This window comes from Streptomyces sp. NBC_00376, assembly GCF_036077095.1.
Taxonomy (GTDB): Bacteria; Actinomycetota; Actinomycetes; order Streptomycetales; family Streptomycetaceae; genus Streptomyces.
On record NZ_CP107960.1, the window covers coordinates 1,495,251 to 1,518,304 of the forward strand.

The window sequence follows — 23,054 nt, forward strand, 5'->3', positions numbered from 1 at the left end:
TTCTCTGTCCAGTGCTACCGAGGAGGCGTCCATGCGCTGGGACAATCTGGTCGAGAACCCCGCCACGACCGGGAACAGCGCGCTCTTCACCGCCGACGCGGTGACCACGCGCACCTTTGACACCCCCGAGTTCCGGGGGATCACCTTCCATGAGATCCGGGCCCGCTCGATCGTGAACCGGGTGCCGGGCGCGTCGCGGATGCCGTTCGAATGGACCGTCAATCCGTACCGCGGCTGCTCGCACGCCTGCGTCTACTGCTTCGCCCGCAAGACCCACAGCTATCTGGATCTCGACACCGGCCTCGGCTTCGACTCCCAGATCGTCGTCAAGATCAACGCCCCCGAGCTGCTCCGCGGCCACCTCGCGTCCGGCCGCTGGCACGGCGCGCACATCGCGATGGGCACCAATGTCGACTGCTACCAGCGCGCCGAGGGCCGCTACCGCCTGATGCCCGGCATCATCTCGGCCCTGCGCGATCACGCGAACCCGTTCTCGATCCTGACCAAGGGGACGCTGATCCTGCGCGACCTGGAACTGCTGCGCCAGGCCGCCGAGGTCACCGACGTGGGCATCTCCGTCTCGGTCGGCTTCGTCGACGAGGCGCTGTGGCGCACCGTGGAGCCCGGCACCCCCTCCCCCGCGCGCCGCCTCGATGCCGTCCGCACCCTGAGCGAGAACGGCATCGACTGCGGTGTGCTGATGGCCCCCGTCATCCCGTTCCTCGGCGATCATCCGGACCAGCTGCGCGCCACCGTCCGCGCGATCGCCGCCGCCGGGGCGACCTCGGTGACCCCGCTCGTCCTCCATCTGCGGCCCGGCGCCCGGGAGTGGTACACGCAGTGGCTCGGGAAGCACCACCCCCACCTGGTGCGGCGGTACGAGCGGCTGTACGCCGAGGGGGCCTACGCGCCCAAGTGGTACCAGCGCCGCATCACCCGGTACGTCCACGAGCTGGCGGCCGAGTTCGGCATCGGCCCCTCGCACCGCGGCACGGCCCGGCGGCTCCCCACCCGGAACGAACCGCGAACGGAACAGCACGCACCGCTCGACGGCCCCGGGCCCACGCAGCTGACCCTCCTCTGACCCGCCCCGCCGGCCTCGACCCGCCCCGGTCCGCCCGGACCTTCGCGGACGGCCCGGCGCAACCGGCACGGGCAAACGGGTCAACTCTTGACACAACAGGCCCTTCCCGACGCGAATGCGGGGAGCATGCGGCGGGGGCTGCGCCATCCGCAGCCGTGTTTCCCCCACCACGGGAGGCCATATGACGAAACGTCCGGTAATTCTTTTCGCCGTCGGTGCGACGGTCGCCGGCCTGGTGACCACCGCACCGGCCACGGCAACCGCCGACAACGGCGCGCGGCCCGCCGCCGCGAAGCTCGAATGGACCGACTGCGCCACGAAGTCCTATCCGCGGCTGCAGTGCTCATCGGTCAGTACACCGCTCGACCATGACAATCCGTCGGGCCGGCAGATCACCCTCGCCCTGTCCCGCGTCCCGCACACCGCGAAGACCTTCCAGGGCCCTCTGCTCGTCAACCCGGGCGGCCCCGGGGGCAGCGGTCTGTCGATGGCCGGATTCGTGGCGTCCGCACTGCCGAAGGCGGTCGCCGCGCAGTACGACGTGATCGGCTTCGATCCCCGCGGCGTCGGGAAGAGCAGGCCGGCGCTGGACTGCGTACCGGACTACTTCGCCCCGGTGCGCCCCGACTCGGTGCCCGGCTCGCTCGGCGTCGAGGCGGCCAACCGCAACCGGGCCCGTTCGTTCGCCGAGGCGTGCGGGCGCGAGTACCCGGATCTGCTGCCGTACATGGACACGATCAGCGCCGCGAAGGACCTCGACGTGATCCGGCGCGCCACCGGCTCCCGGCAGCTCAACTACTTCGGGTACTCCTACGGCACCTACCTCGGCGCGGTGTACGGCAAGCTCTTCCCGGAGCGGGTGCGGCGCTTCGTCCTCGACTCGAACGTGGACCCCGACGGTGTCTGGTACGACGACAACATCGGCCAGAACTACGCCTTCGACGCCCGCCACAAGGCGTTCGCCGCCTGGGTGGCGAAGCACGACTCCACGTACCGGCTCGGCAGCGACCCGGCGAAGGTCGAGGCGGCCTGGTACGCGATGCGCGAGGCCGTCAAGGCACGGCCGGCGGGCGGGAAGGTCGGCCCGAGCGAACTGGAGGACACCTTCCTGCCGGGCGGCTACTACAACGGGTACTGGCCCTACCTGGCCGAGGTGTTCGCCGCGTACACCGACGACGGCGACCAGGACGCGCTCGTGAAGGCGTACAAGAAATTCGGCGCGGCCGACGCCGAGGACGACAACGGGTACTCGGTCTACGCGGCCGTGCAGTGCCGCGACGCCCAGTGGCCCCGGCAGTGGAACACCTGGCGCGCCGACAGCCTTCGGGTGCACACCAAGGCGCCCTTCTACACCTGGAACAACGCCTGGTACAACGCCCCTTGTGCCGACTGGCCGGTGGAGCCGCTGAATCCGGTGCGGGTCTCCAACAACGACCTTCCGCCGGTACTGCTCTTCCAGGCCACCGACGACGCGGCCACGCCGTACGAGGGCGGGGTCACCCTGCACCGCAGGCTGCGCGGCTCCAGCCTGGTCGTCGAGCAGGGCGGCGGCAATCACGGCATCACGCTGAGCGGCAACGACTGCCTGGACACCTACCTCGTGGACTATCTCGCCAAGGGCACCGTCCCGCGCGGCGAGGGCAGCCGGGCCGGCGCGGACGCGGTGTGCGCCAAGTCCCCCGACCCGCAGCCGCTGACCGGCGAGGCGGCTTCGAGGTCGGTGCGGCGGACGGGCACCGGCAGCAGGGGCGCCACCCTGCACGGGCTGCTCGGTTTCCGCGGCTGACGGCCCCGCTCCGGCCCGCGTACGGGCCGTCCCGGCGGATGCGCCAGGATGGCCCGTATGACGACACGGATACATGTGCGGGACATGACGGTCGACGACTGCGAGGCCGTCACGCGGGTCCGGGTGCGCGGCTGGCGGGCCGCGTACGCGGGGCTGGTGCCGCAGTCGTATCTGGACGGCATGGACCTCACCGTCGCCGAGGACGTGGAGCGGCGCCGCGCGTCCTTCGCACAGGGAACCACGCTCGTGAACGTGGTGGCCGAACGGGCGGACCTCGGAGTGATCGGCTGGGGCTGCTACGGGGCGCGCCGGGAGAACGGCAGGCCGCTCGCGCGGGGCGAGCTGTACGCGCTCTACGTGGCGCCCGAGCAGATCGGGACCGGGGCGGGCCGCGCCCTGATGGCGGAGATCCTCACCCGTGCCGCGGCCGACGGCTTCCCGGACCTGGCGTTGTGGGTGCTGAAGGAGAACGCCCCGGCCCGCCGTTTCTACGAGCGCGCGGGCTTCTGTCCCGACGGCGCCGAGGAGTCCTTCGAGGCGGACGGCTCGCTGGTGCCCGAGGTGCGGTACCTGCGCGCGCTCGGCGCTTCCGCCGCCTCCTGAGTCCGGCGCTCCTTCAGGGCGCGCCCAGCCGGCCGAGCGCGTCGCGGGCCGCGCCGCCCAGCCTCGGGTGCGGCAGGGCCGCCTCCAGGAGCGGGCGGGCCCGCCCGTCCCCGAGCTGCCCGAGCCCCTCGACGCAGGCGAGCGCCACCCGCCAGTGCGGGTCGCCGGGGGCGAGCAGCCGTTCCAGGGTGCTCATCAGCGCCGGTACGGACTCCGGGGCCCGGAGCTCGGTGAGCAGCCGCACCGGGTGCAGGGCGTACGCGGTGCGCAGGGCGTTGGTCGCCAGGGCCGCGGCGGCCCGGGGCGTACGGGGGTCGCCCAGGCGCACCAGGGCGTGGGCGGCCGAGACGCAGCGCTCCGGGTCGCGGTGGTTGAGCAGCAGCACCAGCGCCTCGAAGGCCCGCCGGTCTCCGCCGCAGCCGAGCCGGAAGGCGGCGATCTCACGGGCCCAGAGCGGGCGTTCGCGTTCCACCAGGACGCGGGCCAGTTCCTCCTCGTCCTCGGTGGCGAGCAGTCCGCGGCACTGCGCCGACTCCCCCGCCGCTTCCGCCTCGTCAGCAAGCCGGTCCGCGAGCGACCGGAACTCCTCGTCCATGACCGTCAGCGTATCGGCGGGGACTCTGCGTATCGAGGGGCGGGGGAAATGTGGCATGGGGCACAGCGAGCCGGGGCTGGCGCGCTCGTTACCCGGCAGTTAATCTCATGTGAGCGGGACACCATCCCCGCTTGCTCCGGTGGCCTGGTGACGCAGCCACCCGGAGTGCTTGTCGGTTCGGCAGTTCTGCAGACGTGACTCCGGGACAGAGTCCGTCGCCCCTTCCGGGTCCGGGCGTGCCCATGGCGCGCCGGCCCCGAGTACCACGACACGCAACTCCCGCACGTGTCGCGCCGGTTCTCCCTTTTCACAGTGCGCGCTCCGTGCCTCCTCACAGTCGTCACTCATTCTCTGGAGTCCCGTGATGGACACCCCGCTCAGCACCATTGCCGTCGTCGGTCTCGGCACCATGGGCACCGGCATCGCCGAGGTCCTGGCCCGTGCCGGCCACGAGGTCATCGGCATCGACATCAGCGACGAGGCCGCCCGCCGGGCCGTCGCCGCCCTGGAAGCCGCGACCGCCCGCGCCGTGCGGCGCGAGCGGATCACCGAGGAGGAGCGGGGCGACGCCCTCGCCCGGTTCCGCACCTCCGCCGACCTGCGGGCCGCCGCGGAGGCGGAGCTCGTCATCGAGGTCGTGCCCGAGTCGTACGAGATCAAGCAGCAGGTCTTCCGGGAGCTCGACGCCATCGTCTCCCCCACCACGATCCTGGCGACCGGCACCAACGCCCTGTCCGTGACGCGGCTGGCCGCCGAGTCGCTGCGCCCGGAGCGCGTGCTCGGCCTGCACTTCTTCAACCCGGCGCCCGCGATGAAGCTGGTCGAGGTGGTCTCCTCGGTGCTGACCGCGCCGCCGGCCGTCGAGACCGTCACCGCGCTCGCCCGTAGCCTGGGCAAGGAACCGGTCGCGGTCGGCGACCGGCCGGGCTTCGTCGCCGACGGCCTGCTGTTCGGCTACCTCAACCAGGCCGCCGCGATGTACGAGGCCAACTACGCCTCCCGGGAGGACATCGACGCGGCGATGAAGCTCGGCTGCGGTCTGCCGATGGGTCCGCTCGCCCTGCTCGACCTGATCGGGATCGACACCGCCCGCACCGTGCTGGAGGCGATGTACGCCGAGTCGCACGACCGGCTGCACGCCCCGGCGCCGGTGCTCAGGCAGCTGAGCGAGGCGGGGCTGACCGGCCGCAAGGCGGGCCGCGGCTTCTACACGTACGAGGGGCCCGGCAGCCAGACCGTGGTGCCGGACGCCCTGACGCCGGGCGACGACGGATCGGCATCGGCCGGGCGCACGGTGCGTTCGATGGGTGTCGCGGGTTCCGGGACGATGGCCTCGGGCATCGCCGAGGTCTTCGCGAAGGCCGGGTACGACGTGGTGCTCGCCGCCCGCGGCCAGGAGAAGGCGGACACCGCCAAGGGCCGGATCGCCAAGTCGCTGGAGCGCTCCGTCACCAAGGGGCGGCTGACGGCCGAGGCGCGGGACGCCGCCCTGGCCCGGATCACCGCGGCCGGTTCGCTGGACGCCTTCGCCGATGTCGACCTCGCGGTGGAGGCCGTCGCCGAGGATCTCTCAGTCAAGCAGCAGCTGTTCGGGACCCTGGACAAGGTCTGCAAGCCTGGTGCCGTGCTCGCCACCACCACCTCGTCGCTGCCGGTCGTCGCGATCGCGCGGGCCACCTCGCGTCCCGAGGACGTGATCGGGATGCACTTCTTCAACCCTGCGCCGGCGATGAAGCTGGTCGAGGTGGTCCGTACGGTGCTCACCGCCGACGATGTCCACGCCACCGTCCGCGAGGTGTGCGGCAAGGTCCGCAAGCACCCGGTGGACTGCGGGGACCGGGCCGGTTTCATCGTGAACGCGCTGCTGTTCCCGTACCTCAACAACGCGATCAAGATGGTCGAGGAGCACTACGCGACGCTCGACGACATCGACGCGGCGATGAAGCTGGGCGGCGGCTACCCGATGGGCCCGTTCGAACTGCTCGACGTCGTCGGTCTCGATGTCTCGCTGGCCATCGAGAAGGTGCTGCACAGCGAGTTCCGCGACCCGGGCCTGGCCCCGGCGCCGCTGCTCGAACACCTGGTGGCCGCCGGCTGCCTCGGCCGCAAGACGGGGCGCGGCTTCCGCGAACATGCCCGGCGCTGAGAAAGGTGCCGGTTGGGGCGGGCTGCTCGATCCTTCGGGCGGCCCGCCCCCACGGGCGCACTCCCCCGACCCGATGCAGTACGTTCACACCATGTCCCAGCCCGCCAGGTCCCCCCGTGTCTCCGCCGCGCCCGACGCACAGGAAAGTGCCGCCGGCACGCGCGCCGCCGCCCAACGGCTCAAAATGCGCCGTGAACTGGCCGCCGCGGCGATGGAACTCTTCGCCACGAAGGGGTACGAAGCGACGACGGTCGACGAGATCGCGGGCGCCGCCGGGGTCGCCCGGCGGACCTTCTTCCGGCACTTCCGCTCCAAGGAAGAGGCGATCTTCCCGGACCACGACGACACCCTCGTCAGGGCCGAGGCCGTCCTCAATGCCGCACCGGCGCACGAGCACCCCCTCGACACCGTCTGCCGCGGCATCAAGGAAGTCATGAAGATGTACGCGGCGAAGCCCGCGGTCTCCGTGGCCCGATACAAACTGACCCGCGAGGTCCCCACCCTGCGCGAGGCGGAGATCGCCTCGGTGGCCCGCTACGAGCGGCTGTTCACCCGCTATCTGCTGGGCCATTTCGACGAGCGCGACCACCATGTCGGCAACGACGACCCGCTGCTGGCGGAGGTCGCGGCGTCCGCCGTGGTCACCGCGCACAACCACGTCCTGCGCCGCTGGCTGCGGGCGGGCGGCGAGGGCGACGTGGAGGCCCAGCTCGACCACGCCTTCGCGATCGTCCGCGACACCTTCGGGAGCGGCATCGGAGCCGGCCGGACCGTCGGCGCCGAGCCAGCGAAGCAGCCCGCCGCCTCGGTGGCCTCCCAGGGCGAGGTGCTGGTCGCCGTGGCGCGGACCGACGCACCGCTCGACGAAGTGATGCGCACGATCCAGCAGGCGCTCCAGGCCCGCTGAACGGGCGCGGGCGGGGGCGGGCACGCCCCCGCCCCGGCCCGCGCCGAAACCTGGTTGCCCGGCCCGCTCACCGGTGTTGTGGTGGGCGGATGAATCATCATCACGAAGCACTGCTGACCGTCTTCGACCGCGAGATGCGCGAGCACGCCCGCCCCGACGGCCCCGGGGTCCGGGTGGAGCGCACCGGCGACGTCGTACGGCAGGTCGGCGCGGCCGACGACTGGAACGGTGTCGTCTGGTCATCCCCGGACCTGGCTCCCGCTCGGGCGGACGCGGTGATCGCGGCCCAGGTGGCGCACTACACGGCGCTCGGGCACGGCGAATTCGAGTGGAAGCTGTACGCGCACGACCGGCCGGCCGATCTGGACCGGCGGCTGCTGGCGGCCGGTTTCGAGGCGGAGGAGCCGGAGACCCTGCTGGTCGCCCCGGTCGCGGAGCTCTCGACGCGGGTGGAGCTCCCCGACGGCGTTCGGCTGCGCACCGTGCGTGACGCGGACGACGTGGAGCTGATGGCCCTCGCCCATGAGCGGGCGTTCGGCTCCGACTGGTCGCGGCTGCGGCATCAGGTGCCGGCCCGGCTGGCCGAGGACCCGGACGGTTTCGTCGGCGTGCTCGCCATGGCGGGTGACGAGCCGGTGAGCTCGGCCCGGATGGAGCTGTACCCGGGCACGGGCTTCGCGGGGCTCTGGGGCGGCGGCACGGTCGAGGCATGGCGCGGAAAGGGCCTCTACCGGGCCCTGGTGGCCTTCCGCGCCCAGATCGCGGTGGAGCGCGGCTACGGCTACCTTCAGGTCGATGCCACCGACATGAGCGCTCCGATCCTCCGGCGGCTCGGATTCCGCGCGCTGAGCACCACGACGCCCTATGTGTACCGCTCGCACTGATCGATCATTCGCGGCATTTCACGGGGCATTTGCCTACGAAACCCCCCTCTCCTTGCTCATAAGTGCCCGGCGGGTGACAAGTGAGAGAAATTGTTGGCACCGAGTGCCTTGCCAGGTGTCACGGAGTGCCATACGTTGAAGTTGTCCGGGCGGCCGGCGTGCTGCGAACTCACGTACGCCGGCTGTCCCCGCAAGCGATTTGCCTGCGCGCCCGGACGCCTGCGTCACAGGCAAACCCTTCTGCTCCACAGAGCAAGCCGAAGCTTTGACAGCCGAACCGACGGCAGCACCTCCACCCCGTTCCCTCTCCTGCTCGCAGGGATCGCAAGCGTTCCCTCAGCGCCCCCATCCGCCGGAGGCACCCCGTGAAGGAAATCCTGGACGCGATCCAATCGCAGGACAGCACAGCCGCGGACTTCGCGGCCCTGTCCATCCCCGAGTCGTACCGCGCGGTGACCGTGCACAAGGACGAGACCGAGATGTTCCACGGGCTCGCCACTCGCGACAAGGACCCCCGCAAGTCGCTGCACCTCGACGAGGTCCCGGTGCCCGAACTCGGGCCCGGCGAGGCCCTGGTGGCCGTCATGGCGAGTTCGGTGAACTACAACTCCGTCTGGACCTCGATCTTCGAGCCGATGTCCACCTTCGGCTTCCTGGAGCGCTACGGAAAGCTCAGCGAGCTCACCCGGCGCCACGACCTGCCGTACCACGTCATCGGTTCCGACCTGGCGGGCGTCGTCCTGCGCGCCGGCCCCGGCGTCAACGCCTGGCACCCCGGCGACGAGGTCGTCGCCCACTGCCTCTCGGTCGAGCTGGAGTCCTCGGACGGCCACAACGACACGATGCTCGACCCCGAGCAGCGGATCTGGGGCTTCGAGACCAACTTCGGCGGCCTGGCGGAGATCGCGCTCGTCAAGTCCAACCAGCTGATGCCGAAGCCTCAGCACCTCAGCTGGGAGGAGGCCGCCGCTCCGGGCCTGGTCAACTCCACCGCGTACCGCCAGCTCGTCTCGCGCAACGGCGCGGGGATGAAGCAGGGCGACAACGTGCTGATCTGGGGCGCCAGCGGCGGACTCGGCTCGTACGCCACGCAGTTCGCGCTGGCCGGCGGCGCCAACCCGGTCTGCGTCGTCTCCAGCGAGCAGAAGGCCGACATCTGCCGGAAGATGGGCGCCGAGGCGATCATCGACCGCAACGCCGAGGGCTACAAGTTCTGGAAGGACGAGCACAACCAGGACCCGCGCGAGTGGAAGCGCTTCGGCAAGCGCATCCGTGAACTCACCGGCGGCGAGGACGTGGACATCGTCTTCGAGCACCCGGGCCGCGAGACCTTCGGCGCCTCGGTGTACGTGACCCGCAAGGGCGGCACGATCGTCACCTGCGCCTCCACCTCCGGCTACAACCACGAGTACGACAACCGCTACCTGTGGATGTCGCTGAAGCGGATCGTGGGCTCGCACTTCGCCAACTACCGCGAGGCGTGGGAGGCCAACCGGCTCGTCGCCAAGGGCAAGATCCACCCCACGCTGTCGAAGGTCTACTCGCTGGAGGAGACCGGCCAGGCCGCGTACGACGTCCACCGCAACCTCCACCAGGGCAAGGTCGGCGTGCTGGCGCTCGCCCCGCGCGAGGGGCTCGGCGTGCGCAACGAGGAACTGCGCGAGCAGCACATCGACGCCATCAACCGCTTCCGGAACGTCTGACATGAGTGGGCGTCAGAAGGACCGCCCGTGGCTCATGCGGACGTACGCCGGTCACTCGACCGCCGAGGCGTCCAACGAGCTCTACCGGCGCAACCTCGCCAAGGGCCAGACCGGCCTGTCGGTCGCCTTCGACCTGCCGACGCAGACCGGGTACGACCCCGACCACATCCTCGCCCGCGGCGAGGTCGGCCGGGTCGGCGTGCCGGTGTCGCACCTCGGTGACATGCGCCGGCTGTTCCAGGACATCCCCCTGGAGCAGATGAACACCTCGATGACGATCAACGCCACCGCGATGTGGCTGCTTGCGCTCTACCAGGTGGTCGCGGAGGAACAGGGCGCCGATCCCACCCGGCTCCAGGGCACCACGCAGAACGACATCGTCAAGGAGTACCTCTCGCGCGGGACGCACGTCTTCCCGCCCGGTCCCTCGCTGCGGCTGACCACCGACATGATCACGTACACGGTCAACCGCATCCCGAAGTGGAACCCGATCAACATCTGCAGCTACCACCTGCAGGAGGCGGGGGCCACTCCGGTCCAGGAGATCGCGTACGCCATGTCGACGGCGATCGCCGTGCTCGACGCGGTCCGTGACTCGGGGCAGGTGCCCGAGGAGAAGTTCGGCGATGCCGTCGCCCGGATCTCCTTCTTCGTGAACGCGGGCGTCCGCTTCATCGAGGAGATGTGCAAGATGCGCGCCTTCGGCCGCATCTGGGACCGGATCACCCGCGAGCGGTACGGCATCACCGACGCCAAGCAGCGCCGCTTCCGCTACGGCGTCCAGGTCAACTCCCTCGGCCTGACCGAGGCGCAGCCGGAGAACAACGTCCAGCGCATCGTCCTGGAGATGCTGGCCGTCACGCTCTCCAAGGACGCCCGCGCCCGCGCCGTCCAGCTGCCGGCCTGGAACGAGGCGCTGGGGCTCCCCCGGCCCTGGGACCAGCAGTGGTCGCTCCGCATCCAGCAGGTGCTCGCGCACGAGAGCGACCTGCTGGAGTACGAGGACATCTTCGCCGGGTCGCACGTCATCGAGGCCAAGGTGGACGAGCTGGTCGCCGAGTCGCTCGCCGAGATCGACCGGATCGAGCGGATGGGCGGCGCCATGGCGGCCGTCGAGTCCGGCTATCTGAAGTCCGAGCTGGTCTCCTCGCACGCCGCCCGCCGGGCCCGGATCGAGGGCGGCGAGGAGAAGATCGTCGGCGTCAACATCTACGAGACGACGGAGCCGAACCCGCTCACCGCGGACCTCGACGGGGCGATCATGACGGTCGACCCGGCCAACGAGGCCCGGGTCGTCGCCGCCCTGCACGACTGGCGCGACAACCGCGACGAGGCCCGCGCCACGGAGGCGCTGGCGGCGCTGAAGAAGGCCGCCGCGGGCACCGAGAACATGATGGAAGCGACCGTGGAGTGCGCCCGCGCGGGTGTCACCACCGGCGAGTGGTCCTGGGCGCTGCGCGACGTCTTCGGTGAGTTCCGGGCCCCGACGGGCGTTTCGTCGGCGCCGGTCGCGGTGACCGCCGAGGCGGGCACCCCGCTCGCCCTGGTCCGAGAGAAGGTCGCCCGCACCGCGGCCGACCTGGGCGCCGGGCGGCTGCGGCTGCTGGTCGGCAAGCCGGGCCTGGACGGGCACTCCAACGGCGCCGAGCAGATCGCCGTGCGGGCCCGTGACGCCGGCTTCGAGGTCGTCTACCAGGGGATCAGGCTGACCCCCGAACAGATCGTCTCGGCCGCCCTCGCCGAGGACGTGCACTGCGTCGGTCTGTCGATCCTGTCCGGCTCGCACGCCGAGCTCGTACCGGACGTGCTCACCCGGCTGCGCGAGGCGGGCGCCGCCGACATCCCGGTCATCGCGGGCGGGATCATTCCGCCCGCCGACGCGTCGGCCCTGATCGGGGCCGGTGTCGCCGCCGTATTCACCCCGAAGGATTTCGGTATCACGGAGATCATCGGCCGTATCGTCGACGAGATCCGGAAAGCGAACAAGCTCGACCCTCTGGAGGTCCCCGCATGACTGCCGTCAACCGCCTGCGCCCGCGCCGTTCGTGTCTGGCAGTGCCCGGCTCGAACCCGCGGTTCCTGGAGAAGGCCCAGGGCCTCCCGGCCGACCAGGTCTTCCTGGACCTGGAGGACGCCTGCGCGCCGCTCGCCAAGGAGGGCGCCCGGCACACCATCGTCGACGCGCTGAACAACGGTGACTGGACGGGCAAGACCCGGGTCGTGCGGGTGAACGACTGGACCACGCACTGGACGTACCGCGACGTCATCACGGTCGTCGAGGGCGCCGGCCAGAACCTCGACTGCATCATGCTGCCGAAGGTCCAGGACGCCCAGCAGGTCGTGGCGCTGGACCTGCTGCTGACCCAGATCGAGAAGACGATGGGCTTCGAGGTCGGGAAGATCGGCATCGAGGCGCAGATCGAGAACGCCAAGGGCCTCGTCAACATCGACGACATCGCCGCCGCCTCGCCCCGCCTGGAGACGCTGATCTTCGGCCCGGCCGACTTCATGGCGTCGATCAACATGAAGACCCTGGTCGTCGGTCAGCAGCCGCCCGGCTACGGCGCGGACGCCTACCACTACATCCTGATGCGCATTCTGATGGCGGCCCGTACGCACGACCTCCAGGCGATCGACGGCCCCTTCCTGCAGATCCGTGACGTGGACGCGTACCGCGAGGTCGCGGGCCGTGCGGCGGCGCTGGGCTTCGACGGCAAGTGGGTACTGCACCCGGGTCAGGTCGACGCCGCCAACGAGGTGTTCTCGCCCTCGCAGGAGGACTACGACCACGCCGAGCTGATCCTCGACGCGTACGAGTGGTGCACCTCCGAGGAGGGCGGCAAGAAGGGCTCGGCGATGCTGGGCGACGAGATGATCGACGAGGCGAGCCGCAAGATGGCCCTGGTCATCGCGGGCAAGGGCCGCGCGGCCGGCATGCAGCGCACCTCCAAGTTCGAAGCGCCGGAGGCCTGATCGTGCAGTTCGGACGCACATACGAGGAGTTCGAGGTCGGTGCGGTCTACAAGCACTGGCCCGGGAAGACGGTCACCGAGTACGACGACCACCTCTTCTGCCTGCTGACCATGAATCATCACCCGTTGCACATGGACAGCAACTACGCGGAGCGGACGACGGATTTCGGGAAGAACGTTGTCGTCGGCAACTACATCTACTCGCTGCTGCTCGGCATGTCCGTTCCGGACGTCTCCGGAAAGGCGATCGCCAATCTCGAGGTCGAGTCGCTGAAGCACGTCGCCCCGACCTTCCACGGCGACACGATCTACGGCGAGACGACGGTTCTGGACAAGACTCCGTCAAAGTCCAAGAACGACCGCGGAATCGTCCACGTGGAGACCAAGGGGTACAAGCAGGACGGCACGCTGGTCTGCGTGTTCCGCCGCAAGGTGATGGTCCCCACCGAGACGTACATCAAGGAGCGCGGCGGTGAGCAGCCAGGCCGCCCCGAACTGAACCAGCCTTCGCAGAAGAACGTGGAGAAGTAGCCATGACGCGACTCGCCCAGACCGCCGGCCTCACCGACGTCCAGCAGGAAATCCTCTCCACGGTCCGGGATTTCGTCGACAAGGAGATCATTCCGGTCGCGACCCAGCTGGAACACCGTGACGAGTACCCCACCGAGATCGTCGAGGGGCTCAAGGAACTCGGCCTGTTCGGGCTGATGATCCCCGAGGAGTACGGGGGCCTGGGTGAGTCGCTTCTCACATACGCGCTGTGCGTGGAGGAAATCGCCCGCGGCTGGATGAGCGTTTCGGGAATCATCAACACGCACTTCATCGTGGCGTACATGCTCAAGCAGCACGGCACCCAGGAGCAGAAGGACACCTTCCTGCCGCGCATGGCACTGGGCGAGGTCCGGGGCGCGTTCTCGATGTCCGAGCCGGCGCTGGGCTCGGACGTCTCCGCGATCACCTCCAAGGGCGTCAGGGACGGCGAGGAGTACGTCCTCAACGGCCAGAAGATGTGGCTGACGAACGGTGGCACGTCCTCGCTCGTCGCCGTTCTGTGCCGGAGTGACGAAGGCCACCCCGAGGGGACCGCCCCGCACAAGTCGATGACCACATTCCTGGTGGAGAAGGAGCCCGGATTCGGCGAGGTCCGACCCGGACTCACTATTCCCGGCAAAATCGACAAAATGGGCTACAAGGGCGTCGACACGACCGAACTCATCATGGACGGGCTACGAATTCCGGCCAATCGAGTGCTGGGCGGCACCACCGGCCGAGGCTTTTACCAAATGATGGACGGCGTCGAGGTCGGCCGGGTGAATGTGGCGGCGCGTGGCTGCGGTGTCGCACAGCGTGCATTCGAGCTTGGTGTTTCCTACGCCCAGCAGCGGCAGACCTTCGGAAAGCCGATCGCCCAGCACCAGGCGATCCAGTTCAAGCTGGCCGAAATGGCCACCAAGGTGGAAGCCGCCCATGCAATGATGGTAAATGCAGCGCGCAAAAAGGACTCCGGGGAACGAAACGACCTGGAGGCAGGGATGGCGAAGTACCTCGCCTCCGAGTACTGCAAGGAAGTCGTCGAGGACGCCTTCCGTATCCACGGCGGTTACGGCTTCTCCAAGGAGTACGAGATCGAGCGCCTCTACCGGGAGGCCCCGATGCTGCTTATCGGTGAAGGTACCGCCGAGATCCAGAAAATGATCATCGGGCGCCGACTCCTCGAGGAGTACCGGTTCCAGGGGTGATTGTCCCTTTCGAGGCGATTTAGCCGCGAAGAAGATCACACCCTGTCACCCTCGGCCGGTGCCTTCCAACCGTCCGACTCGGCTGCTGGCTTGCCCAGTTGTTGCTCGCAACCGATAACATCGCCGGAAAAGCCGCCGTCCCCCGTTGCCAGCGCGGCATCATCCGCTACGAAGGTCATCCATGCCCGACAGCCAAACCTCTGCACCACGCGGCGGAGTCCGCCTTGCGCGCGGAGCTTCGCCGTGGCTCCTCCCGACCGTCGCCACCGCGGCGCTCAGCCTCTCCCGGGCCCGCAAGTCCGGACGCTGGGCCGCGGTGGCCGTGCCCACCACCGCGCTCGCGGCGGGCATGCTGTGGTTCTTCCGCGACCCCGAGCGCGAGATCACCCAGGGCCGCGTCATCTCGCCGGCCGACGGCGTGGTGCAGAGCATCATGCCGTGGAAGGACGGGCGCACCCGCGTCGCGATCTTCATGAGCCCGCTGAATGTTCACGTCAACCGTGCCCCCCTGGCCGGCACGGTGACCTCGGTCGAGCACGTCCCCGGCGGGTTCGTTCCGGCATTCAACAAGGAGAGCGAGAACAACGAGCGCGTCGTCTGGCACTTCGACACCGAGCTCGGCGACATCGAGATGGTGCAGATCGCGGGTGCTGTCGCCCGGCGCATCGTCCCGTACATCCCGCAGGGCACGAAGGTGGAGCAGGGCGAGCGCATCGGTCTGATCCGCTTCGGCTCGCGGGTCGACATCTACCTTCCGGAAGGTGTCGAGGTCGCGGTCGAGGTCGGCCAGGCCACCACCGCGGGGGTGACTCGAATTGACCGTGATTGATCCCGACACACAGGCAGGCTGGGTGCCCGAGTCGGAGTCCGAGGAGGACGCCGGCGAGGACATGCCGCTCTCTCTGCGGCTGTCGATAGCGGACACCCTGACTCTCGGCAACGCCACGTGCGGTTTCATGGCGGTGTACTTCACCACCACCGGAATCCTGATCCCGCACCTCACGGGCAGCGACGAGAGCGGCATGGCCCGGCACTCCGCGGCCACCGCCGTGATCCTGATGCTCCTCGCGGCGGTCTTCGACCTCTTCGACGGGCTCGTGGCGCGCAAGCTGCGCTCCTCGCCGATGGGTGCCGAGCTGGACAACCTCTCGGACCTGATCAGCTTCGGGCTCGCCCCGGCGTACTTCGTCCTCGTGTACGGCATGGTCGCGGACGACGCACACCAGCGGGTCTCGGCGCTGGCGGCCATCGTGGTGCTGCTGGCGGTGGTGCTCAGGCTTGCGAGATTCTCCTGCGTGACCATGAAGGACGGCATGTTCCAGGGCATGCCGAGCCCCTTCGGAGCGCTCACGGTCGTCTCGATCGTGCTCCTGGAGCTGCCCTTCGTGCCGACGCTGCTCGCGATCGTCGGAGTGGCGTGGCTGATGGTCAGCCGGGTCGAGTACCCGAAGCCGCGGGGTGTCCTCGCGGTGGCGATGCTCAGCTGGATCGTGGCCGCGATGGGGCTCCTCGCCGCGTGGGCGTTCGACGCCCCCGGCGGCCAGCTGCTCCTCCAGACCGGCTGTGCGCTGCAGGTGGTCCTGGGAGCGGTCATCCCGCTCTTCGCGACGGCACGGCGGGTGAACACCTTCCGTGGCAACCGGCGCGAGGCACGGACCGCGCAGCTGCCGTAGCGGCACGCAAGACGCATGAGAAGGACCCGGGTGCTCCCCAGCACCCGGGTCCTTCCGCATCCGAGGGGCCACGGCCGCGGTCCGCGCGGCCGTGAGGCCCCGCCCAGTATGTTGGGGCCCAACCGGCTGGCGGGCGCCGTCCCCGGAAACCAGGCCTTGATGACGAAGGACTCGGAACCCGATGACAGACAACTCCGACATGATCGACTTCGTACGGGCGCGCCTCGCCGAGGAGGAGCTCATCGCGCAGGCGGCGGGCAGCGACAGCTGGCGGTGTCCGGCCGATGTGCCCGGCGAAGTCCACGACCGGTCCGGGGGCATCGCGTTCAGCGTGCGGAATCTCGGTTTCGACCAGCACATCGCGTTCCAGGACCCGGCGCGTACGCTGCGCCGCATCGAGACGAGCAGGGTGCTCCTCGACGAGTACGCGGAGGTCTCCGGCCTGGACACCGACCGCCCCGATCACGACTTCCGGTCGGGCCGGGCCGTCGGGCTGGGGTTCGCCGTCCGGCAGCTGGCCGCGGAACACGCCGGCCACCCCGGGTACCGGGCCAGGTGGCTCCCCCGGTTCATCCAGTAGTGGCGACCGCCGCGGCCGCCCGCGTGGGTGCGTTCGCTGCGGTCGCCGCCGAGGGCTGTGCGAGGTTGCGTTCCGCTCAGTGCCGGGCGTCCCGGGAGGTGCCCCGGAGTCCGGCCGCCGCGAGTACGGCTCCCAGCAGGCAGAGGACGCCGGTGACGAGCACGGCGGTGTGCACCCCGTTCATGAACGCCTGGCCACTGCCCTCCACGACCGCCGCCCTGAGCCCGGTGGGCATGCCGGGCGAGACGGGTGCGATGCCCATGGCCACTGCGTCCCCCGCCTCCTCCAGCCCGGCCGCGACGCCCGCGGGGACGCCCGCCCCGGTCAGCTCCCCGCCCAGGGTGGCGCCGACCCGGCCGCTGATCAGCGAGACCAGCACCGATGTGCCGAGCGCTCCGCCGATCTGGAGGGCGGTGGCCTGGAGGCCGCCGGCCACGCCGCCGTCCCGGGCGGGGGCCTGGCCGACGATGGCGTCGGAGGAGGCCGCGAGCACCATACCGACGCCCAGGCCGAGCGCGATGAACGGCGGCCACATCGTGGCGTAGGAAGAGGCGGTGTCCCAGCTGAGCATGCCGAAGGTCGCTGCGGCCTGGAGCAGCATGCCCAGCGGCATCGTGAGCCGGGGCCCGAAGCGGCCGGTCAGCGCCGCTCCGAGCGGGGAGGCCACCAGAGAGGCGAGGCTGAGCGGGAGTGTGCGCACACCGGCCTCCACGGGCGAGAAGCCCCGTACGTTCTGGAGGTAGAGCATCACGAAGAAGATCACTCCGAGCATCACGAAGAAGTTGAGCGCGGTGATGACGGTGCCGACGGTCAGCGCCCGGATGCGGAACAGCCGCATCGGCAGCAGCGGGTGCTCGATCCGGTTCTCGTACCGGCCGAAGCCCACCAGGACGAGCACACCGGCGGCGATGGCGCCCAGGGTGCCGGCCGAGGCCCAGCCCCAGGTCTCGCCCTTGACGACGCCGAAGACCACGCAGAGCAGACCGGACGCGAGCAGTACGACGCCGGGCACGTCGAAGCGGTGTTGGCCGGTCGAGTTCCTGCTCTGCGGCAGGACGGCGGCGCTGATCAGGAGTGCGATCACGCCGATCGGGGCGTTGATGCAGAAGACCGATTCCCAGTCGACGTGCTCGACCAGGAGCCCGCCGACGATGGGGCCGAGCGCCGTGGAGACGGCCGAGACCATGGCCCAGATCCCCACCGCCATGCCGAACCTGCGCGGCGGGAAGGCGGCACGCAGCAGGCCCAGGGTGTTGGGCATCAGCAGACCGCCGAAGAAGCCCTGCGCGGCCCGGAAGACGATGACGCCGTCGATCGAGCCCGACAGGCCGATGGCGACCGAGGAGAGGGTGAACCCGACGATGCCCGCCATGTAGAAGGTGCGCCGCCCGTAGCGGTCACCGAGCTTGCCGCCGAGGATCAGCGAGGCCGCGAGGGCGAGCAGGTAGGAGTTGGTGACCCACTGGAGGTCCGCGGTGGAGGCTTCGAGGGCGCGGCCGATCTCGGGGTTGGCGATCGCCACCACGGACGCGTCGAGCTGGACCATGAAGAGGCCGAAGGCGACCGCGAGCAGGGTCAGCCAGGGATTGGAACGCCTGCCCAGGGGCGGCTTCGCCGGCTGCGGGGAGGATGCGGGCAGGGCGGAGTGATCCACGGTGGTGGACGGCATGGGTGTGCCTTGTCTGTCGGGTGTGCCGGTAAACGTGTGCCGGGAGTGCTTGAAGGCGCCTGAGCGCGCCGGGAGGCGCCGGAGTGCCCGGAGATGCCGCGGATGGCCCCGGAACGGCCGTTCTCGGGCACAGGAGGCTCCACGGGCGCGGGAAGACTCCACGGGCGCGCACGGCGGCGGATGCGGTCGTACGGCGCGTGGTCGTCGTGTCCCCCTCGGCGGGGGAGCGGGGCCTACTCGGCGGCGTGCGCGGGGCGCAGGCTGCGCGTGAGCGCCGTCAGCGCGCCGACGGCCGAGCCGAGCGCGCCTGTCTCGCCATCGGTGAGGGACTGGAGGGCATCGGCGATGTGCGCGCGCTCCAGTCGCTGGACCTCGGTCAGCTCGCGCCGGGCCCTGGCAGTCAGGTGCAGGTGGGCGATCCGCTTGTCACCGGTGTCCTGGCGGCGCTCCAGCAGTCCCTCTCCGGTGAGCTGGGAGATCAGGGCGCTGACGTTGTTCGGCCGCATCAGCAGGGCGTCGGCGGCCTCGCGGACGGTGACGCCCTCCCGCTGCGCGACGAAGCGCAGCAGCGCGAGCTGTCCCTCGGGCGGCCTGGGACGCTGGAAGTCCTGGGCGACCCTGCGGTCGAGAGCCCGGTTCAGCGCCGGCAGGCATTCCGCGAGCGCGGCGGCCACACGGTCGAGGTCCTGGGCGGACGCGCGGGAGTCGGGCATGGCTACGACAATAGATATCTGGTCATAGGTATGTCAAAGGATGTACTGGCACGGCGGGGGACGCCGGAGACTTGCGGCCGGCCATCCGCAGCGGGCTCCGTGTCCCGGCCACGGGCCCGGCTGCGGATGGCTGCAGGAGGGCTAAGGTTTCAGAAGGAGCGCATCGCATCGCACCGTGCAGGGACGGCCATGCACCGACACCGCAGCACATCGGACAGCACCCAGGAGCTCCTTCTCACTCTTGGGCGCCTTGTCGATCAGGCCCTGGAGAACATCAGGCTCCAGCGCGCCCGCGCGGAAATGGGCCTGGCCCTGCAGCGCCACATGCTCCCCACCGAACTGCCCGACTTCCCGGGCATCCGGATCGGAGCCCGGTACGCGCCCTCGCAGGACGGCATGGCTGTCGGCGGCGACTTCTACGACGCGTTCCCGATGCGGGACGGGGTTGCTGGGATCACCATCGGCGACGTACAGGGGCACGGGGTGGAGGCCGCAGCCTTCATGGGTGAGGCCCGCGCCAGCCTCAGGGCGCTCGCCAGCGTCACGACCGACCCCGGCACGGTGCTGGCCTGCGCCAACGATCTGTTGATCTCGCTGGGCGGCGACCTGTTCACGACCTGCTGCCTGCTGAGCGTCACCCCGCAGAGCGGCGAGCTGTCCGTGGCACGGGCCGGACACGTGCCACTCGTATGGGGTACCGACGACGGCGACTCCGGCATCTCCCAGGACGACGGCGGGGTGCCCCTGGGCATCCTGCACGACCAGTGGTACCCCGTGACCCGTCGGCGGCTGGCGCGGCCCGGGTATCTGGTCCTGCTGACCGACGGGGTCGTGGAGGGGCCGTCGTACCCGATCGACGAGGGGCTCGCCGCGGTGGCGGAGGTGGTCGCCGCGGCCGGCGGGGTCGACCCCGGCGAGCTGGCCACGCGGGTGCTCCAGGTGGCGGACCTGACCGGTCACGAGGACGACGCCGCCGTGCTCGTCGTCCGCTACGACGGTCCGTCGGGGACGACCGGGCCGGTGGACGGGGCCTGACCCGTTCGCGTACCCGGGCGGGGCGGGACGTACCGCGTCCGCCGACTTCACCTCCGCGATACCGGCGTGTCCGCCCCGGCGGCACGCAGTTGCTTGGTGTCCGATGCTGGAATGGTGGACAGAGCGCAGCTCCGACAGCACACGGTCGAGGTCCTGAAGGTCCTCGCGGTGGCGGCCTGCTACTACGCGACGGCCCGTCTGGGACTGCTCCAGCAACTGGTGCGCGGCCAGGTCACCCCGCTGTGGCCGCCGACCGGGATCGCGGTCGCGGCGCTGCTGGTGTTCGGGGTACGGATCTGGCCCGGCATCGCCCTCGGCGCACTCGCCGCCAACATCATCCTCGGGCCCTCGTTGCTGCCCGTACTGGTCATCGCCGCCGGAAACACGGTCGCCCCCATCTGTTCCTACCTGCTGCTGCGGCGTGCGGGATTCCGCAACGAACTCGACCGGTTGCGCGACGCGCTGGCGCTGGTCTTCCTGGGGGCGCTGGCGGGCATGCTGATCAGCGCGACGGTGGGCACTGGCGCCCTGGTCGTCTCGGGGGCGCTCCCGAGCGAGGAGTTCTGGCCGACCTGGTCGGTCTGGTGGACGGGCGACGCCATGGGCGTCATGGTCGTGACACCGTTCCTGCTCGTCGTGCGCAACGCCCGCCTGCCGTACTCCATCAACCCCGCGCGGTGGGCGGAGGCCGCCGCGCTGGGGGTGTGCACCGTGGCCGTCACCGTGGTGGCGACCGAAACCGGCGCTTCGCTGCTCTTCCTCGTATCCCCGTTCCTGATCTGGGCCGCCTTCCGCTTCGAGCGGGCCGGGGCCGCCTGCTGCGCACTGGGCGTCTCCACGCTCGCGATCCTGGCCGCAGGACGGATGACCGGCCCCTTCGCCCACCACGGTCTGCTGACCAACATGATCACTCTTCAGGGGTTCATCGGAACCACCGCGCTCGTCTCCCTGCTGCTGGCCGCGGTCGTCACCGAACGGAACCGCACCTACCGCGAGATCAAGCGGCTCTGCGCGCAGCTCTCCGACAAGGTCACCCGTCAGGACCTCTGAGTCACTCGATCGGTCCTGCGACGGGTGCGCCGGCCCGCGATCGGCAGCAGGCTGAGGGGCGACGGCACCGCGACGAGGGCAACCGGAAGCCGAAATTCAGGCGGACGGGCGCCGTAAGAGGTGGAGCCATGCCCCATGTGTCTGCGAATGTCCATGTGTCCCGCCCCGCCGACGAGGTCTTCTCGTTCCTCCGGGATCCGCGGAACCTGGCTGAGTGGTCATCGAGCATAGACCGGGTGATCGAGGGTCCGGTCGCCGCCGAGCTGGGTGACGAGTACACCTGCAAGTTTCCGGGCAGACGACGGGCGCACCGCCTGCGGTGCACCGCGAGCTCCCCCGTCGAGTACCTCGTCTTCCGCGGTGCGGGCATGTGGACGCCACTGGGCCGCCACTCCCCGGAACTGGAGTTCCGGCTGAGTCCGAGCCGGCTCGGTACGACGGTCACCGTCTCGGTCAAGCCCCATCTGGACGGCGGCATGATACTTCTCGCGCCGTTCGTGACGATGGCCTGGCGCCGGGACCTGCCTGCGGAGCTCCAGAGTCTGTCCGAGCTGCTGAGCCACGGGGGCGGGGCGGGAGACGGTACGGAGGACGCCGGGGACGGCTGGGACGCGGCGCCCTCGGTGGGATCGCCGGGCTGATCTCCGGCCACCGGGCGGCGCATCGGATCGGTGCACCGCCCGGCCACCGGAGCAAGCCAGCTACAGCAGGAAGTCGCGCGCGATCGACTCGGACGCCCGTTCCAGCAGGGGTCCCGCCTGGGCCATGGAGACCGCGGGGTCCGGCTCCAGGTCCGCGAGGGCGTACGCACGGCGGATGCCCGCCGCGGTCAGCGCCTCCGGCGCCAGGGCCAGGCGGCCGCAGACCGCCACGACCTCGATCCCCACGGCGCGGGCCGCCGCCGCCACTCCCGCCGGGGCCTTGCCGTGGAGGGTCTGCTCGTCGAGCGAGCCCTCACCGGTGATCACCAGCGTGGCGCGCGCCAGCGCCGGGGCGAAGCCGAGGACGTCGAGCATGACCTCGATGCCGGGGCGGAACCGGGCGCCGAGGGCTACCAGCGCCCCGTAGCCGATGCCGCCCGCCGCGCCCGCTCCCGGCAGCGCGGCGTGGTCCGGGCCGAGGACGGACGCGTAGTGGGCGAGCGCCGCGTCGAGCGTCGCGATGTCGTCCTCGGTCGCGCCCTTCTGCCTGCCGTAGACCTCGGGGGCACCCTTCGGGCCCGTCAGCGGGTTGTCCACGTCGCTGGCGAGGATCAGGTCCACATCGGCCAGTCGCGGATCGAGGCCGGACAGGTCCGCCTCCGCCAGGTCGGCCAGGCCGCCGCCACCGGGGCCGACGGGCTTGCCGTCCGCGTCCAGGAAACGGGCGCCCAGCGCGGCCAGCATGCCCGCGCCGCCGTCCGTCGTAGCGCTGCCACCGACGCCGAACACGATCGTCCGGGCACCCGCGTCGAGCGCGGCGGCGAGCAGCTCGCCGGAGCCGTACGTCGTCGCCGTGAGCGGGGCGAACACCCCTGCGGGCAGGTGCTGGAGGCCCGATGCCTCGGCCATCTCCACCACCGCCGTGGTGCCGCGCAGCGCGTACGCCGCGGTCACCGGATCGCCGAGCGGCCCGGTCACCCGCGCCTCGCGGCGCTCGAATCCGGCGGCCACCGCCGCCGCCACCGTGCCGTCGCCGCCGTCCGCCACAGGCAGGGTCTCGACCCGCACGTCGGGGACGACCCGCCGCAGCCCGGCCGTCACCCGCTCCGCGACCTGTACGGCCGTGAGCGAGCCCTTGAACTTGTCCGCCGCGACGAGTACGCGTGCGGTCTCCATCACTGCTCCGTCCGCCACCTTGCATCCCTTGCTTTCGAACAGGCAGTCGCGCCGCCCCCGACCCTATCCGCAGCGGATACCCGCTGCCCAGAGCGGTC

21 protein-coding genes are annotated in these 23,054 nt (G+C 70.5%); 17 read left to right on the forward strand and 4 right to left on the reverse strand.

Annotated features, from left to right (window positions below; genetic code table 11):
- Positions 1-31: 31 nt before the first annotated feature.
- From OG842_RS06805 to OG842_RS06815, 3 genes are all read left to right on the forward strand, one after another.
- Positions 32-1,084, forward strand: coding sequence for an Rv2578c family radical SAM protein (locus OG842_RS06805; RefSeq protein WP_266728424.1), 1,053 nt, complete (start codon positions 32-34; stop codon positions 1,082-1,084).
- Between the two features lie 181 nt (positions 1,085-1,265).
- Complete coding sequence (locus tag OG842_RS06810) at positions 1,266-2,870, forward strand: alpha/beta hydrolase (RefSeq protein WP_266728426.1); 1,605 nt, start codon at positions 1,266-1,268, stop codon at positions 2,868-2,870.
- Positions 2,871-2,927: 57 nt separating this feature from the next.
- Entirely contained in the window at positions 2,928-3,473 is a 546-nt protein-coding gene (locus OG842_RS06815) for a GNAT family N-acetyltransferase (protein ID WP_266728428.1), read from the forward strand.
- Between the two features lie 13 nt (positions 3,474-3,486).
- On the opposite strand, the gene OG842_RS06820 is transcribed toward OG842_RS06815, so the two are convergent.
- Complete coding sequence (locus OG842_RS06820) at positions 3,487-4,068, reverse strand: adenylosuccinate lyase (protein WP_266728430.1); 582 nt, start codon at positions 4,066-4,068, stop codon at positions 3,487-3,489.
- Between the two features lie 364 nt (positions 4,069-4,432).
- Here OG842_RS06820 and OG842_RS06825 point away from each other — a divergent pair, with 364 nt between their 5' ends.
- The 11 genes from OG842_RS06825 (at position 4,433) to OG842_RS06875 (ending at position 16,672) form a co-directional block, all read left to right on the forward strand.
- A complete protein-coding gene (locus OG842_RS06825; protein WP_266728432.1) occupies positions 4,433-6,214 on the forward strand; it encodes a 3-hydroxyacyl-CoA dehydrogenase family protein in 1,782 nt (593 codons plus the stop codon).
- A gap of 91 nt (positions 6,215-6,305) precedes the next feature.
- Entirely contained in the window at positions 6,306-7,121 is an 816-nt protein-coding gene (locus tag OG842_RS06830) for a TetR family transcriptional regulator (protein ID WP_266728434.1), read from the forward strand.
- Positions 7,122-7,210: 89 nt separating this feature from the next.
- Complete coding sequence (locus OG842_RS06835) at positions 7,211-8,005, forward strand: GNAT family N-acetyltransferase (RefSeq protein ID WP_266728436.1); 795 nt, start codon at positions 7,211-7,213, stop codon at positions 8,003-8,005.
- Between the two features lie 365 nt (positions 8,006-8,370).
- The gene (gene ccrA, locus OG842_RS06840; protein WP_266728437.1) at positions 8,371-9,708 is read left to right on the forward strand and encodes a crotonyl-CoA carboxylase/reductase; all 1,338 of its coding nucleotides are present in this window, start codon (positions 8,371-8,373) and stop codon (positions 9,706-9,708) included.
- A gap of 1 nt (position 9,709) precedes the next feature.
- Positions 9,710-11,722 (forward strand): protein meaA, encoded by a 2,013-nt coding sequence (locus OG842_RS06845; protein ID WP_266728438.1) that lies wholly within the window; start codon positions 9,710-9,712, stop codon positions 11,720-11,722.
- Positions 11,719-12,681, forward strand: coding sequence for an HpcH/HpaI aldolase/citrate lyase family protein (locus tag OG842_RS06850; protein WP_266728439.1), 963 nt, complete (start codon positions 11,719-11,721; stop codon positions 12,679-12,681). The genes OG842_RS06845 and OG842_RS06850 overlap by 4 nt, the downstream gene beginning before the upstream one ends.
- Before the next feature lie 2 nt (positions 12,682-12,683).
- On the forward strand, positions 12,684-13,211 hold the full coding sequence (locus OG842_RS06855) for a MaoC family dehydratase (RefSeq protein WP_266728441.1): 528 nt from the start codon (positions 12,684-12,686) through the stop codon (positions 13,209-13,211).
- A 2-nt stretch (positions 13,212-13,213) separates the two neighbouring features.
- Positions 13,214-14,419: an acyl-CoA dehydrogenase family protein gene (locus OG842_RS06860; RefSeq protein ID WP_266728443.1), complete on the forward strand. Its 1,206-nt coding sequence runs from the start codon at positions 13,214-13,216 to the stop codon at positions 14,417-14,419.
- 181 nt (positions 14,420-14,600) lie between these two features.
- Positions 14,601-15,248, forward strand: a complete 648-nt coding sequence (locus OG842_RS06865; RefSeq protein WP_266728445.1) for a phosphatidylserine decarboxylase — start codon at positions 14,601-14,603, stop codon at positions 15,246-15,248.
- Positions 15,235-16,092: a CDP-diacylglycerol--serine O-phosphatidyltransferase gene (gene pssA / locus OG842_RS06870; protein WP_266728447.1), complete on the forward strand. Its 858-nt coding sequence runs from the start codon at positions 15,235-15,237 to the stop codon at positions 16,090-16,092. The genes OG842_RS06865 and pssA overlap by 14 nt, the downstream gene beginning before the upstream one ends.
- Before the next feature lie 181 nt (positions 16,093-16,273).
- Positions 16,274-16,672 carry a DUF6221 family protein gene (locus OG842_RS06875; RefSeq protein WP_266728449.1) on the forward strand — a complete coding sequence of 133 codons (399 nt, stop codon included), beginning with the start codon at positions 16,274-16,276 and terminating at the stop codon, positions 16,670-16,672.
- 76 nt (positions 16,673-16,748) lie between these two features.
- Here the strand turns inward: OG842_RS06875 and OG842_RS06880 are convergent, their stop codons facing one another.
- Together OG842_RS06880 and OG842_RS06885 are read right to left on the reverse strand one after the other, a co-directional pair.
- A complete protein-coding gene (locus tag OG842_RS06880) occupies positions 16,749-18,341 on the reverse strand; it encodes an MFS transporter (protein WP_266728450.1) in 1,593 nt (530 codons plus the stop codon).
- Between the two features lie 233 nt (positions 18,342-18,574).
- Complete coding sequence (locus OG842_RS06885; protein WP_266728451.1) at positions 18,575-19,054, reverse strand: MarR family winged helix-turn-helix transcriptional regulator; 480 nt, start codon at positions 19,052-19,054, stop codon at positions 18,575-18,577.
- A 189-nt stretch (positions 19,055-19,243) separates the two neighbouring features.
- Here OG842_RS06885 and OG842_RS06890 point away from each other — a divergent pair, with 189 nt between their 5' ends.
- The 3 genes from OG842_RS06890 to OG842_RS06900 all read left to right on the forward strand — a co-directional run bounded on the left by OG842_RS06890 (position 19,244) and on the right by OG842_RS06900 (position 21,780).
- On the forward strand, positions 19,244-20,089 hold the full coding sequence (locus tag OG842_RS06890) for a PP2C family protein-serine/threonine phosphatase (protein ID WP_266728453.1): 846 nt from the start codon (positions 19,244-19,246) through the stop codon (positions 20,087-20,089).
- A 111-nt stretch (positions 20,090-20,200) separates the two neighbouring features.
- The gene (locus tag OG842_RS06895) at positions 20,201-21,139 is read left to right on the forward strand and encodes an MASE1 domain-containing protein (protein ID WP_266728455.1); all 939 of its coding nucleotides are present in this window, start codon (positions 20,201-20,203) and stop codon (positions 21,137-21,139) included.
- Between the two features lie 128 nt (positions 21,140-21,267).
- On the forward strand, positions 21,268-21,780 hold the full coding sequence (locus OG842_RS06900; protein ID WP_266728457.1) for an SRPBCC family protein: 513 nt from the start codon (positions 21,268-21,270) through the stop codon (positions 21,778-21,780).
- Between the two features lie 60 nt (positions 21,781-21,840).
- Here the strand turns inward: OG842_RS06900 and OG842_RS06905 are convergent, their stop codons facing one another.
- Complete coding sequence (locus OG842_RS06905) at positions 21,841-22,956, reverse strand: glycerate kinase (protein ID WP_266728459.1); 1,116 nt, start codon at positions 22,954-22,956, stop codon at positions 21,841-21,843.
- Between the last annotated feature and the right edge of the window lie 98 nt (positions 22,957-23,054).